Consider the following 13,939-nt stretch of genomic DNA (forward strand, 5'->3'; position numbering starts at 1 on the left):
GACCCCAACCCAACTCCAATTTTCGTCCGATGTGCTTGCTACTGAATATGCTGTCGGGTAACTTAATAGTTCGTGGGTGGCGTCCCTGTTGTCGGATTCATCCCCGCGCTACAGCACGGGGCTTTCTCCTCGATTTCCCGTAATTCGAGCAAGATTCCATGCTTCTCCTGAACCATTCGAGGCCAGCAGTCCTCTCTCGAATTGATTTGTGGAGATCTGTGCCAGCGACTACTTGATCGGAGAAACTACTGAATAAGCGTTGACAAAGAACTTAACAAACGTTCTCACTTGGGTTAGATATGGTTGAGTTGCTCTTTCTCGTCGGGGTTGCTGTCGCTATTTTCGTGGGGTTCAATGTCGGCGGTTCGAATACTGGCGTTGCGTTCGGTCCAGCAGTTGGAAGTCAAACTATCTCAAAGGTTGGGGCTGCAGCCCTCATGAGTATCTGTGCGCTGGTTGGTGGATGGACTGTTGGTCGTAATGTTATCAATACGATGGGTGGGAGAATCGTTCCGAGTCGATTTTTCACTCTTGAAGCGAGTATCGCAGTGCTCTTTTTCATCGGACTCGCGTTATTCCTCTCGAATATTGTCGGTGTCCCCGCCTCAACGTCGATGACGGGCGTCGGCACGATTGCTGGCCTTGGCCTCGCAACTGATGCACTGAACTGGGGAGTGATGAGGCAGATTATCTCATGGTGGCTCGTCTCTCCAGTAATCGCCTTTTGGGTGAGTGCGATTATTGGCCGCTACTGGTACCCGACCCTTCTCGACTGGTTTGCAATCACACAAAGCGAAGGTGCACTGGTGCACATGGATCGCTCAGGATGGATTGTCCGGCCAGCGCTTGGCCCGAACACAACCCTGCGAGAATTTATTGGCACCCTGTTGGTCATCGCAGTTGCCTGTTATACCGCATTTTCGGCTGGAGCATCGAATATGGCGAACGCGATTGCGCCACTAGTCGGCAGCGGCGCGATTGACATGAACTCTGGTATTCTGCTCACAGGAAGTGCCATTGCAGTAGGCGCATTTACTATTGCGCAACGGACGATCGATACGATGGGGAACGAACTCACCGACATGCCTCTGCTTGCAGCGTTGATCGTCGCCGTCGTAAGTTCCACACTGATCACTATTCTCTCGGAGCTCGGCATCCCAGCTAGTATCGTCATTGTGTCAACAATGAGCATCGTCGGTCTTGGATGGGGCCGCGCCACACGCGTCCAAGAGCACACGAACCGCTCGCAAATGATCGAGGAAGGCCCACCAGGAATCTCTGGTGGCGCACTTGCCGTAGACTCTGCAGACACACCGACGATCGACACAGCCACCAATACAGACACGAACCAGTCATCGAACAGTGACGCGAATACCAACTCATACCCCGACGTTGATGCACTGTATGAACCATGGACTACCGCCCGCGTTATCGCCATGCAGAACGTTGTTCCAGGCATTGCAACAGTCTCCGCGTACCTGTTATTCAAATTCGTCCCGCTCTTCCAGTAATGGAACGCTCGGTGCTGCATCGGACGTGACGGCAGGCCGACGCGAGTGATATCACTCGCCGAGTGTTAGCAGTCTTCGGGACACCGAGTGTCCAGTGAACTCGACGCTCACTACCCGGAGACACCCCGGTCGCGAGTGATATCACAATCATCGCAGTTGTTGTTCTCGTCGGGTTCCTCACTGCCCTCATGTGCGTCGTCTGCATGGTTGGGCTCGTTCTCACACTCGAACGACGCACACCGGTCCTTTTAACAGAATCAGAACCAACCGAAATCGAAGCCAGCCAGGACTTCACGCAACGAGGCCACTCACAGACACCCACTGAAGACTGATACCTTTCAATGAACTATCCATTCTGAGGTTCGAAGATACTAGCAATACGCCCAACAAATGAGTTGTGTGTGGTCGGATCAGCAACGACTTCATAATCATGGTTGAGCGTACCGCCTGCCGTTACCTGAAGAATTGTTAGACGGTCGTTAGTGACGAGTTGGTCAACGTCCTCTCCGACAACTGTTCCAGAGGTCGTGGCTAGTATTGCTTGTGCATCCACGTCCGCCGCAGTCCTCAGAAGGTTTGTAATTGCACTCTCGTCCGGCTGTTCATGGACTGCAGCGATGATGTGGTCGTTTAATAGTTCGTCGTAGGCTGAGATATGTACTGGAATGTCGTTATCTGAACCGTTGGTCACTGTTGTATCTATGTCTGTTTGCAGCGTTCTATTTTGGAGGGTTTCGGCGACTGCCTGCCGTGCGGTCAACTGTTCTTCGATCCATTCTTCTCCCTGTGGGGTGAGATAGTATTGGTAGAGGATTCGTTCGGTCGACTGCATCGGATGGGTGACGAGGTGGCAGTCGCGACACCGGAGTCGGTGATCTGGCGTTTGAAAAATTACATCGCAATTGTTACATACGTGTGCGGTATCTGATTCCAGCTGTTCGAGCGAGTTGAGACTGATTTCACATTCCTGGCAAACAACCTCTTCGTCGTCGACGAACTGGTCGTGCAGTCCTTCATGACCACAGGCTGTATGACGATATCGCTCCGTTCGAGTGGTCTCCGGAGAGCCACATGATGGGCAGGCAGACGTATACTGCATTCCTTTTGCGGTACACTGAGGACAGATGTACTGTTTCTCTTGGAACTCGCGATGAAGCCGGTTCTGTTCTGCGAGCGTTTCGAGCACCTCAAAGGCAGAATCATCGCGTTCGTCAAGGCGAGCGTTCGCTTCAGGATATGTGACCTCGCCAGTATCGATATCGACAATCGGATGAATTCCATCCACTTCGTCCTTCCACAGATCGGCCATCAATCGGACTATCCCCGGTGAGGCCATGGAGTGCACCAACAGTAATCAACTATTTAATTATCATGTCACTACTACCTATGGCGTGTAGGGAAAGGAAGAGCTGAAGACGATTCCGAACGAAATAGGAGTCGTGTGACGGCAGTCTCTGCCGACCTCATCGACCGGCTCGACGATGCGTACTGGTGCCACCGACGACGAATTGCGAGATGACTGGCGGCATGACCTCGGCCGCTGGCTCGACGACATCGCGCGGGCAAAGTACGCCGGCCGCACCAATGTCGTGGAACTACGCCACGACAACTACGAACTCGATCAGGACGACTGCGAAGAGACAACGGCATTCGATGCCCTGCATGACTACCTCCACGACGTCCTTGCGGCGGTCGACGACCTGCCGGCGGACGTGACTGCCGACCTCATCAACCGCCCAGATTTTCATCGTAAATAGAGAATGTGGACGTAGAATACTTTCCTACCCCGCAACAAGGAGAGGTAATGACGGACGGCCACGGGGGGTTCGAAGACGTTCGTGATAACGTCGTGGGGCACCCAATGGTAAGTCTATTGGCGTACGCCCGGAACTACTGGTTTCGGCTGTCACTCGGCGTGCTCGCATCGTTCCTGACGCGATTCGCCCGGTTGGTGCCGCCGGTCGTTGTCGCAGCTGCTATCGACCGCGTTATCCGCACGTCTGGCGAAACGGGGCTGCTAACACAGGTTGGCGTGCTCCCGGCGGGTGAAATCACCGGGCAAGCAGCCCGACTTGCGCTGCTCAAGCAACTCGTTGTCATCGCGATCCTTGCGTACGTGGTTCGGTCAGTTGCCCGGTTCGTCTCCCGGTATCTACTTCAGGCGACCGCCCAGAAGATTCAGCGCGATCTCCGGGACGATACGTACGACCACCTGCAGCATCTCTCGATGGACTTTTTCGTCGATCATCAGACTGGCGGGATGATGTCTATCCTCAACAGCGACATTAACCGTCTCGAACAGTTCCTCAACACTGAATTCCGCCAATTTATCCGCGTCGTCGCTACTGTCGGCGGTATCGCGGCAATCCTCTGGTTCTACTCGCCGAAACTGGCGCTTATCGCCCTCGCACCCGTCCCGATCATCGGCGTGGCGAGCGGGTACTTTCTCACCTGGATTGAGCCGCGATACAAATCTATCCGCGAGACAGTCGCACGGCTGAACACACGTCTAGAGAACAACCTCGGCGGCGCAGCCGTCATCAAGGCGTTCGACCGCTATGACTTCGAGCGGGACCGCGTCGCCGAGCAGAGCGAACGCTACCACGACGAGAAGGTGGCGGCGCTCCGTATCCGTCGCGGCTTCTTCGCCAGCCTCCGATTGCTCACCGGCATCGTCTTCGTGGTCGCGCTCTACGTCGGCGGACGAGCCATCATCGGTGTCAAGACGGCCGGCGGAATCGCACTGTCGACCGGCGGCTTCGCATTGTTCTTCCTCCTCTTGCGCCGGCTCTACTCGCCAATGCGTCGCGTCGGCAAATCCGCCAACAAGTACCAGCTCGCCAAATCCAGCGCCGAACGAGTGTTCGGACTGCTCGGCCAAGAGCCGACAATCACCTCGCCAGCGGACCCCTACTACCCGAAGCACGTCGAAGGCGACGTAGCGTTCGAGGACGTCACGTTCGCGTACGGCGACCGCGATCCGGTCCTCCACGACGTCTCACTCGACGTGTCTGCTGGCGCAACAATCGGATTAGCGGGGGCGACTGGAGCTGGCAAGTCGACGCTGCTGAAGCTGATCGCTCGATTCCACGACGTCGATGCGGGCGTGGTTCGCGTCGACGGTGTCGATGTTCGGGGGTACGATCTGCAGGCGCTTCGGGACGAGATCGCTATCGTCGAGCAGAATCCGTATCTGTTCTCGGGAACAGTCGCGGAGAACATCGCCTACGGCGACCGCGATGCGCTCGTAGCCGAGTGGTACGGCGATAACAGTGGCGACGCGGAAACGGAGACCACGGACAGCGAGACCGCGCGCGAGCGCATCCGTGAGGTCGCAAAGGCAGCAGAGGCCCACAAGTTCATCGCCGACCTTCCAGACGGGTACGACACCCGCGTCGGCGAGCGCGGCGTGAAACTGTCCGGCGGCCAGCGCCAGCGACTCGCCATCGCCCGTGCACTGCTGAACGACCCGGCGATTATCGTCTTCGACGAGGCCACCTCAGACGTGGACACGGAGACAGAGGAATTAATCCAAGAGAGTCTCGACCGACTGGTCGAACAGCGGACCGCGTTCGTTATCGCCCATCGTTTGTCGACACTCAAGGATGCCGACGAGATCGTCGTGATGGACGAGGGACGGATCGTCGAGCAAGGCGGCCACGACGATCTGCTCGAGACAAATGGCGAATACGCCAATCTCTGGGCTGCGCAAGCGGACACAGAACCAACACCGGCTGATGATTAACACAGGGGGAAGGCGCTGACGATAGCTACCGGAAGCTATCGGTGGGTGGCATGCAACGACCGAAGATGAAGAAGCGAAGGTGTCAGCCCCCGGCAACTCAGAAGATGACGGATGACGGCCGACGGCTCTCCAGCAGAGTGCCTCAGCGAGATTCTGACCGTCGTTATAACCATCGAGACAGCGTGACTACTAGCGTAGTATCGTTACTCCAATAAGGCCAATCGGACAGCGTCGGACATCCCGCTCACCCTGGCCGCGTGCTCCCACGATTCTTCTCGAATCCCGTTGGTGACGTAGGCAAAGCCGACGTTCAACTGAGGATCACCCCAGCTGAAGATGCTTCCGAGCCCGGCGTGACCAAACATTCGCTCCCGACTGAATGACCCGAAGAGGTCGTCCGCCAGGCCACCGGTCCAGAATCCAAGGGCGTATCGCGCCGGGCGCGACAGCGTCCCGTCGGACTCCGTCTCCGCCTGGGTTCGAGTCGCTTCGGCGACCGTCTCCTCCTCAAGGAGGCGCGTGCCATCAAATTCGCCGCCATTAGCTATGCAGGCGTAGAACCGCGCCATCTACTGGGCCGTCCCGATACCGTTCGCTGCCGGAATGACCGCGCGGTGAACAGCCTCATCGTTAAACGCCTCGGCAGACTCTTCGGCCGGAATAGCAAGCCCTTCGCCGGGGTCGCGACAGCGGTCAAACATCTCGAATCCGGCCAGTGTAGCAACGTCGTCCTCTTCTTCCTCTCCGAGTCCAATCGACGACCGATCCATGTCTAGAGGGGCGAATACGTTCTCGTCAACGTACTCGTCGACGTGCTGTCCGCTGATACGGTGGATGAGTTCGCCGACGACCCAGCCATAGTTGAAGGTGTGATAGGCCGGCTGCTTACTCGGTTCGAAGATCGGCTTGATTTCCTCCATCGCCTGGACGACCGCGTCCCAGTCACCCCACTTATCGGCTTGATCGTCCAACTCGCCGAACGGGATGCCGGCCGTGTGGCTGAGCACCTGACGAATTGTGATCTCGGCTTTTTGCGTACCGGCGTCGGCGAACTCGGGCCAGTGATCAACGACGGGATCATCGTAGTCGGCTTTGCCTTGCTCGATAAGTTGGTGTAACCCTACTCCTGCGTACGGTTTTGTACACGAGAAGAGGAGATGGCGTGTGTCCGAGGTCGTCTCGTCGCCGTCTGGCCCAGTCGTGCCGCCCGCGAAATTCACGACGAGGTCGCCGTCAACGTAGACAGCCAGTTGAGCGCCGTGATGCAGGCCCACGTCGAGATGCCGGTCGAATTCTGCTCGAAGTCTGTGTCGGTCGCTCTCGGTGATCTGTGGCACATAACCGAGTATGGTTAATTTACATTAAACACTATGGGTGGGGTTCTGTACCAGTGACCTATGCTCCTTGTTACGGTCTAGATTGTGTCAGCTGGCGACCTGAACAGTGGAAAACGGGAGTGTGTTAACAGTTATCGTTCGGTGGAGCGGCAGTAGATGTGGTGCTGGACTCTGAGCTGCGGAGCCGTCCTTGGAAGCACATAATTCCGTCGAGCTCTTGGATCCTAACAGCGAGGTCGTAGTTTCGCCAGTCTCCTGTCGAAGAAACGACGCCAAAAGAGAGGCTAGACTTGCTGATGTCTTGGTGAGTAGATTCAGTCGCTCATCGAAGACTCGTTTGGGGGCGGATTGTTCCTGTTTGCATGTAGAGACCGCCAAGGAGGACGATACCAGCAAGGAGCGGAATGACTGCACAGGCAGCATAGATTGGTGTGAAGCCAATGTTGTTAATGAGCGGAAGTGTTACTATCGGACCGAGGCCGCCACCAAGATCGCCGAGAATATTGTTCGTCCCCATCGCGCGGCCTGTGCGTTCGTCTGGGGTGAGGTCAGCTAACAGCGCCATGAGCGGCCCACTTGTACCACCCTGACCGGCACCGATCAAAACACAGGCAGTTACCAGCAGCACGAGTGATTCGGCCACTGCCAACAGTAGAAATCCAGCAAATGACACAGCGAGAAAGACGAAGAGGATCGGAATCCGGGACTGTTGGATGTCACTTACCTTGCCACCGGCCAACATAAACCCGGAGGCCGCCAAGACCGTAATCGCCATCAGCAGTCCGGACATTCCCTGCGGTCCGTAGCCCCAGATGGCGATATCGTGGGTCTCAACGAACAGGACAAGCGTGGCGAACAACGCACCGAGATACACGAAAAACAGTCCGAAGTTCACAAATCCGACAGACAGCGTCGAGATCGTCGTATCGATCTCCCACGGACGGACAGTAGTCCGATGGTCTGAAACGTGCGTCTCAGGCACCATCAGGTAGGCGATGATACCGGCTACAAGTGCGAATCCGGCAGCGACGATGAAGGCAGTTGAAACGTTGTAAAGATCACTGACGATACCGCCAAGAACGAGCCCAGCCGGGAAGCCCAACGTGATTCCGCCGCGGACAACACCCATGCTCGTCCCACGTGAGCCGCCATCACTAACGTCCGCTGCGATTGTGTACGCCGTGGCAAACACTAATGCGCTGCCAACGCCCCAGATCACGCGAGCGCTGAGAAACCATACTTCAGGAAGCGAGGCGTCGAGCGCAACGACGTACCCAAGCGTTGCAACGGCCTCGATGAACAGTCCAGCGATGAGTGGAAGACGAGTGCCAATACGATCGACGAGTGAACCGGCCGGAGCGTTCGCAACGATACGAGCGAACCGATTTGCACTCAAAATAAGCCCGACAAGTGCCGGTGAGATACCGAGAATAGTACCCAGATTCGGCAGAATCGGAAATACTACTCCACCACCGAATCCAACGAAGAACGTACTAGCGACGACAGCAAGCACAACCCAGCGATCTTGATTCATGATGTGGACGAAATCGCGCGGTGGACCCTACAGGAGGACACGCCAAGAACACGAGGGGCACCACACTTCCTCTCAAGTTACGAACTAGCGGAATCATAAAAGGTGTTTGGGCTTGCAGCGAAATTCACGATTCCAAACGGTTGTTTTCCAGCCCGCGAGCAACTGCCGACCGCCACCAGCAGTGGTCGCCCGGCACACGTCGGCGCATATCGACGTGCCGAGGATGGACAGCGATTTAAAGCCGTGTTGTTGCGGTCCGTGGGCCAATTCACGCTGTGAACGCTGTTCAGCCGGTAATCTTATAGAGGGTGCTGGAGACCCAATAAATGTTAACATATGCCATACTCCGTTGTTGGCTGGAGAGACAATGAACACCCAGGAAGCGACCGCCGTACGTTCCTGAAACGCTTTGCAATCGTGGTCCCACTCGGCCAAGTCGGAGAGTCGACATGGCTTGACGCCGGTCCTCTGACGGCCACCGTCCAGTCAACCGACGACGCGTGGCCAATGTTCGGCCATGACCCGGCACACACCGGTGTCAACCCGGATGCAACAGGTCCAGAACCGCCGGCAGAGGTGAAGTGGCACGTCTCAGACCTCCCCGGTAGCGTCTGGCCACCCGCGGTGGTCGGCGACACCGCCTACGTTGGGACTGGATTTTTTGACCAGACCACGGACGGCGACCTCCGAGCGTTTTCGGTCGACCGGGGCACAAACCAATGGGTGTTTGTTCCGTCGGAACCTGGCATGGGGGTCCCAGCCATAGTTGACGGCACCATTTACATCGGGGGCAACGACAACAATGTCAACGCGCTAGATGTCGAGACCAAGGAGTTACGATGGACGTTCACCGCCAACGCCCCCACGACGTTTCCGAAAGTTGTCGACGGTATGGTCTACGTCACGGAGTTTGGTGGTCGCTTCACCGTCTATGCGATCGACGCTGAGAACGGCGAAGAACAGTGGCGGTTCGAGGCGGCGACTGGCCCAGCGGAGACTGTGGCCGTGGCCGACGACAGAGTGTATGTCGGACCGTTCACCAGTGACTCAACCGTGTACGCGATCGACGCCGAGAGCGGCGAGGAACAGTGGCGGTTTGAGGCGGCGGTGGGTGCGCCGAACACCCCCGTCGTGACCCACGACACCGTCTATGTCGGCAGTGATGACAGTAATGTATACGCGGTGGACGCGGCGAGTGGCGAGGAACAGTGGCGGTTCAACGAACCACTCACTCCCTTCCGGGTTCCAGTCGTAGACGACGACACTGTCTACGTCAATAACTCAGATACGAACCTTTACGCACTCGATGCCTCGACCGGTGACCCGCGGTGGCTGTTCGAGGGTGCAACCAGTGAAATATTCGTTCGGGCGGTCGGTGGTGAGACCGTCTACATCGGGGGTCACGACATGAATGTGTACGCAGTGGACACGACGAGTGGCGAGGAGCAGTGGCGATTCGAGGCGGCGACCGAACCGACGGGGTCGCCAGTTGCCGTCGGCGAGACGCTCTACGTCGGCACCCTCAACGGGTCGTTGTACGCGCTAACATGACCCGGCGGATCGTAGACTTCCCCGTCATCACGCACGGCTATGATAGATTTACGCTCCATACATAGCACGAATGCACGCTGGTCTAGAATCGTGACACTGGTTTTCGCCGCGTCATGGTCGAGATTTCCCGCGTCAACCAGACTATCGCGTTCGGTGTGGTGTCGAGCGAGACATCAAAGCAGAGCCGTCAATTGGCTCACTAACGCGGGCGGCAGTCTCATTGCTGAGACTGGCTCTTGTCCGTCGGTGCCGGTCGCTATCCGTCAGTGACGCACTTCGTAATGGAACGCTCGGTGCTGCATCGGACGTGACGGCAGGCCGACGCGAGTGATATCACTCGCCGGGTGTCACCACGCTTCCCGACACCAGATGTCCACTGAAACTGGCGCTCACCACCTCGAAACATCCCTGGTCGCGGGTGATATCACAATTACACGTCTGCTGGCGACTCATCGCAATTCGAACTGATTTTAAGTGTTTTCTTGATTGGCGCCGGTAGCTGACGACGGGTGATTGTTCGCTGTGAGGAGTCATAGTCGATGAGTTCGGCGTCTTCGAGTTTCGGAAGATGGTTGTGGTATAGTTGTATTTTGATTCGTTCAAGGTCTGTCTCCGGAATTCGCTCTGATTCTTGGAGAGCGGTAGCGAGTTCGGACAGGGTTGGTTCTTCGTGAGTGTTGAGAGACAGAAGTATCTGGTGACGAAGATGGTCGCTCAGTAGCTTGAATGCGATATCTTGCTTCGTGGTATCGCCCTCCGTTGCTTCCGTTTCATGGCGCCTGGGGCACTTCGACATCAATCGATGGTTCTGATCCGGTCGAGGTATAGCCACCACCTAGTCTACTAGTGGCAGAAATTCTATAGTATGGAGAGGGTCTAGACTACTAGTGGCGTGTATCAGATGAAGAGATCCGCGTCGTCGAGATGGGTGAGGATTTTCTGGGTTGCCTTCCGGACGTGCTGATAAAATGTTGGAGACGAAATACCGAGTTTAGTAGCGAGCTCCTCACCCGATGAATGACGCGGTGATTCAAAGAATCCGCCATAGTACGCTACTTTGAGAGCTTCGAGCTGACGGTCTGTCAGCACATCGTCAAGGGCAACCGGCGACACGTCAGCGTCCCCTTCCCGATGGTTGGTCGACCGTTTGGCGACGAGGGCGACGTCTGCATGTGCAGCCTGGAGACCAGCGACGATTGTTTCGGTATCTGTGTCAGAAGCGACTTCCGCGATGACCGACCCCGTTCCTCCATTACCCTGGCCTGACCGAATAGTTGCGCCGTAATCAACGAGTGTCGTTATCATCGAATCGACGACGGTACATTCGACCGTTCCCGTGCTTCCCTTTGAACTGATGATGCGATGCGATTTAACCAGTGGTAGCTCCGAAAGAACGGCGGCAACGTCTTCCGATGACGCTTCTTCAAAAGCGATGTAGCAATGGCATTTACTGTTCATCGTTGGAACGACAGTGTTGAGCGTCAATCGACAGTCAAGCCGTTCTGTCACCGTTGCCAGTAACGAACTCGATTCGGTCGCCTGTAATTCTAACTCTGTTGCTGTGTCAGTATGGAGGAGCCGTTTGTTTTGCGCGGCGTGCATCGCATGGCCGACACGCTCACCAAGTTCCTGGAGCAGTCCTCGTTCGTACTCGTCGAACGCATTTGGACGGCCCGTGTACACGCCTAGGACGCCGTAGAGCCTGTCGCCGAAGACAACGGGTATGGCTGCTGACGCTTGGAAACCGCGTTTGAGAGCCGCGTCGCGCCAAGGTTCAAACGTTGGATCTGTCAGGATGTTGCGCGCAGCCTGGACATCGCCGGTCCGAACGGCCCGGCCAGTCGGGCCTTGGCCGGTAGCAGATTGGTCAGTGGTCATCGTAATCTCATCTAAATATCCTTCTTCGACACCGGCCCATTCGCGGGGAATGATCTGCTCGGTTGCGGGATCGTAGTCGCCATACCACGCGAAAACGTAGCTATCGGAGAGCGCTAACTGCTCGCAAGTCAGCTGCTTGATTTCTTCTTGCGTCGATGCCTTCGACAGTGATTGATTGAGCGGACGGAGACTTTCGATGACTTGTTGGACACGCTTGAGAGAGTTTCGCTGTTGTTCGAGTGTTCGCTCCCGCTTTTTTTGCTCCGTTATATCCGCGTTCACCGCAACGAATCGCGTAATATCTCCACGGTCGTCCGTAATCGGTGCGACCGTCTGATTAACTGTATACTGGATCCCGGATTTCCGTTCGTTGACGACCTCGCCTTGCCAGATATCGCCTGCTAGGATAGTAGTCCAGAAGTCTTCATAGAACGCTTCGTCGTGTTCGCCCGAGCTGAGAATTCGTGGGGTCTCCCCGATTATTTCCTCTTCACTATAGCCGGTAAGGGACTCGAACGCCGGATTGGCGTATTCGATAGTACCGTCAGTGTTAGTTATGTATACCGAGTGGCCGGCATGTTCGACTGCTTGTCGAAACGCACGGAGCTCCTCTTCTCGTTCTCGCTGGGGAGTGATATCCTTGAACGTCGTAACGACCCGGTCGATGTCGTCGTCCGAGGTTCGAATCGGGGTAGTGCTAAATGACAGCCATCGACGTGAGCCATCAGGGCGTTCCAATTCGATTTTCTGGTTAGAAACGGCGGTATTCTCGTGGAACGTCTGTTTGATTGGCCAGCCCTTCTCCGGTATTATCTCGCCCCGGTCATCGTAGACCGTGATCGGCAGCTCTGTATAATCGTGACCGCGGAGTTCGGATTCGTCGAGACCGAGCAGTTGCTGGGCGCGGTCGTTTACGTGTGTAACCGTTCCATCTTGATTCACGACGCCGAGCCCGACTGGAGCTGCCGCTATTAGCTGGTTGAGGAACGCTCGCTCATCTTTGAGGCCGGCTTCGGCTTGCTTGCGGGCGATGAGATTGCCGAGATTCGCTGCGACGTTCGTGACAAGCTCCTGGAGTCGCTCGTTGATGGTCTGTCCTTCCGTGAAATAAAAGATGAGAACAGCTTCGACATGCTCATCCCCCATGATTGGAACACCAAGCGCGGTGTTGATATCGGCCTTTTCCGCACGGTCGGCGCGGAGATAGCGGGTCGAGGAAGCAGTCGAGATATCGCGAATCCACTCCGGAGTACCCGATGCCCAGACACGACCAGGCAGTCCTTCTTGCGGGGAAAACGTCCGTGTTTCGCTGGCCGTTGCGAATGAATCGATAGCATCCGTTGTGGCGTACGAGGTGACGTATTCGAGGTGGTCGCTCTCGTCGTTGGGCCGCCATGCCTCGCCATACGACCATTCCGTCGATTCACAGAGGGTCTCGAGCGTCGAGTGGAGGCCGTCGGTCACCGTCTCGGCCGTGATGAGGGTCCGACTAACGTCGTGGAGAACCTGGCGTTCCTGTTTCGACGTTTTCTCCTCAGTCAAATCACGAGTGATTTTTGCGAATCCTCGTAGCGAACCATCGTCATTTCGGAGAGCAGTAATCGTCACGTCTGCCCAGAATCGTGTCCCATCCTTTCTCACTCGCCATCCTTCGTCTGTGAATGTCCCTTGACGCTCCGCTGCTTCTAATGCGTGTCGAGGGACGTTGGCGTCGACATCATCGTCTGGATAGAAAATAGAAAAATGAGTGTCGATGATTTCGTCACTGCGATAGCCCTTCAGTGATGCTGCGCCTTCGTTCCACGTTTCGACGTATCCGTCGGGATTGAGTCGAAATATTGCATACTCTTCGATCTGCGCTACCAGGTCGTGAAACTGTTGCTCGCGTCCACGCTCGTTGTCGTGCTGGCAGACACGGCCATGCGGTGTTCCGACAAAGAAACAGCGGTCCTTGTATGTGTGTTTTTGAAATTGGAGAGAAACGTGATGGTCACTGGCGTCTGAAGTAGGAATCGGGAGCTCGGTGCGGTCCTCGTTGATGATGTGTTTGTCGGCGGGAACGAACGATGAGGGGGTGTCGCCGTTCTGGTGATGTGCTGGGAGGAGGGTTCGAAGAGACTTACCGATAATGTCTGTCGGTTTGTATCCAAGGAGAGGTTCGATACTCGGATTTGCGAAGACGATGCGACCGGTTTCGTCAGTTGTCAGTAGTCCCGCGGTGATTGTTAGAAGATTCGTGTGGCAGGATTCGGTGTCCGTCACATCAAGCGGGGACGCTGTGATAACCTCTTGCAAATTCTCGCTTGTGGCTGGAGATGAGTCGCTTTGGGTCGTCATTTGTGTGAGAAAAGTTAATAGCCATACAAAAGTACATCGATAATAA

Annotated in this window: 8 protein-coding genes and 1 pseudogene; 4 read left to right on the forward strand and 5 right to left on the reverse strand. The window is 56.1% G+C overall.

The features are described 5' to 3' along the window. Positions 1-299 precede the first annotated feature (299 nt). Positions 300-1,511, forward strand: coding sequence for an inorganic phosphate transporter (locus ACRYA2_RS25520; protein WP_433634428.1), 1,212 nt, complete (start codon positions 300-302; stop codon positions 1,509-1,511). Positions 1,512-1,857: 346 nt separating this feature from the next. Here the strand turns inward: ACRYA2_RS25520 and ACRYA2_RS25525 are convergent, their stop codons facing one another. Beyond that, positions 1,858-2,847 (reverse strand): TackOD1 domain-containing metal-binding protein, encoded by a 990-nt coding sequence (locus tag ACRYA2_RS25525; protein WP_433634430.1) that lies wholly within the window; start codon positions 2,845-2,847, stop codon positions 1,858-1,860. Between the two features lie 145 nt (positions 2,848-2,992). Here ACRYA2_RS25525 and ACRYA2_RS25530 point away from each other — a divergent pair, with 145 nt between their 5' ends. Both ACRYA2_RS25530 and ACRYA2_RS25535 read left to right on the forward strand, forming a co-directional pair. After that, the gene (locus tag ACRYA2_RS25530; protein WP_433634432.1) at positions 2,993-3,268 is read left to right on the forward strand and encodes a hypothetical protein; all 276 of its coding nucleotides are present in this window, start codon (positions 2,993-2,995) and stop codon (positions 3,266-3,268) included. Between the two features lie 47 nt (positions 3,269-3,315). Next, entirely contained in the window at positions 3,316-5,256 is a 1,941-nt protein-coding gene (locus ACRYA2_RS25535) for an ABC transporter ATP-binding protein (RefSeq protein WP_433634434.1), read from the forward strand. A 203-nt stretch (positions 5,257-5,459) separates the two neighbouring features. On the opposite strand, the pseudogene ACRYA2_RS25540 reads toward ACRYA2_RS25535, so the two are convergent. Further along, positions 5,460-6,593, reverse strand: a pseudogene (locus ACRYA2_RS25540) (serine hydrolase domain-containing protein). Positions 6,594-6,915: 322 nt separating this feature from the next. Beyond that, a complete protein-coding gene (locus tag ACRYA2_RS25545) occupies positions 6,916-8,127 on the reverse strand; it encodes an MFS transporter (protein WP_433634436.1) in 1,212 nt (403 codons plus the stop codon). A gap of 336 nt (positions 8,128-8,463) precedes the next feature. On the opposite strand from ACRYA2_RS25545, the gene ACRYA2_RS25550 reads away from it, so the two are divergent. Further along, positions 8,464-9,678 (forward strand): outer membrane protein assembly factor BamB family protein, encoded by a 1,215-nt coding sequence (locus ACRYA2_RS25550; RefSeq protein WP_433634438.1) that lies wholly within the window; start codon positions 8,464-8,466, stop codon positions 9,676-9,678. Between the two features lie 430 nt (positions 9,679-10,108). On the opposite strand, the gene ACRYA2_RS25555 is transcribed toward ACRYA2_RS25550, so the two are convergent. Further along, complete coding sequence (locus ACRYA2_RS25555; RefSeq protein WP_433634440.1) at positions 10,109-10,474, reverse strand: DUF7344 domain-containing protein; 366 nt, start codon at positions 10,472-10,474, stop codon at positions 10,109-10,111. A 101-nt stretch (positions 10,475-10,575) separates the two neighbouring features. Beyond that, positions 10,576-13,893, reverse strand: coding sequence for a PAS domain S-box protein (locus ACRYA2_RS25560; protein ID WP_433634442.1), 3,318 nt, complete (start codon positions 13,891-13,893; stop codon positions 10,576-10,578). Positions 13,894-13,939 lie beyond the last annotated feature (46 nt).

The organism is Halomicrococcus pelagicus (genome assembly GCF_050954125.1).

Coding starts and splice junctions, on each gene's coding strand:
- ACRYA2_RS25555 (WP_433634440.1), bottom strand. CDS start 10,474: ATGTCGAAGTGCCCCAGGCGCCATGAAACGGAAGCAACGGAGGGCGAT.
- ACRYA2_RS25535 (WP_433634434.1), top strand. CDS start 3,316: ATGACGGACGGCCACGGGGGGTTCGAAGACGTTCGTGATAACGTCGTG.
- ACRYA2_RS25545 (WP_433634436.1), bottom strand. CDS start 8,127: ATGAATCAAGATCGCTGGGTTGTGCTTGCTGTCGTCGCTAGTACGTTC.
- ACRYA2_RS25560 (WP_433634442.1), bottom strand. CDS start 13,893: ATGACGACCCAAAGCGACTCATCTCCAGCCACAAGCGAGAATTTGCAA.
- ACRYA2_RS25525 (WP_433634430.1), bottom strand. CDS start 2,847: ATGGCCTCACCGGGGATAGTCCGATTGATGGCCGATCTGTGGAAGGAC.
- ACRYA2_RS25530 (WP_433634432.1), top strand. CDS start 2,993: ATGCGTACTGGTGCCACCGACGACGAATTGCGAGATGACTGGCGGCAT.
- ACRYA2_RS25550 (WP_433634438.1), top strand. CDS start 8,464: ATGCCATACTCCGTTGTTGGCTGGAGAGACAATGAACACCCAGGAAGC.
- ACRYA2_RS25520 (WP_433634428.1), top strand. CDS start 300: ATGGTTGAGTTGCTCTTTCTCGTCGGGGTTGCTGTCGCTATTTTCGTG.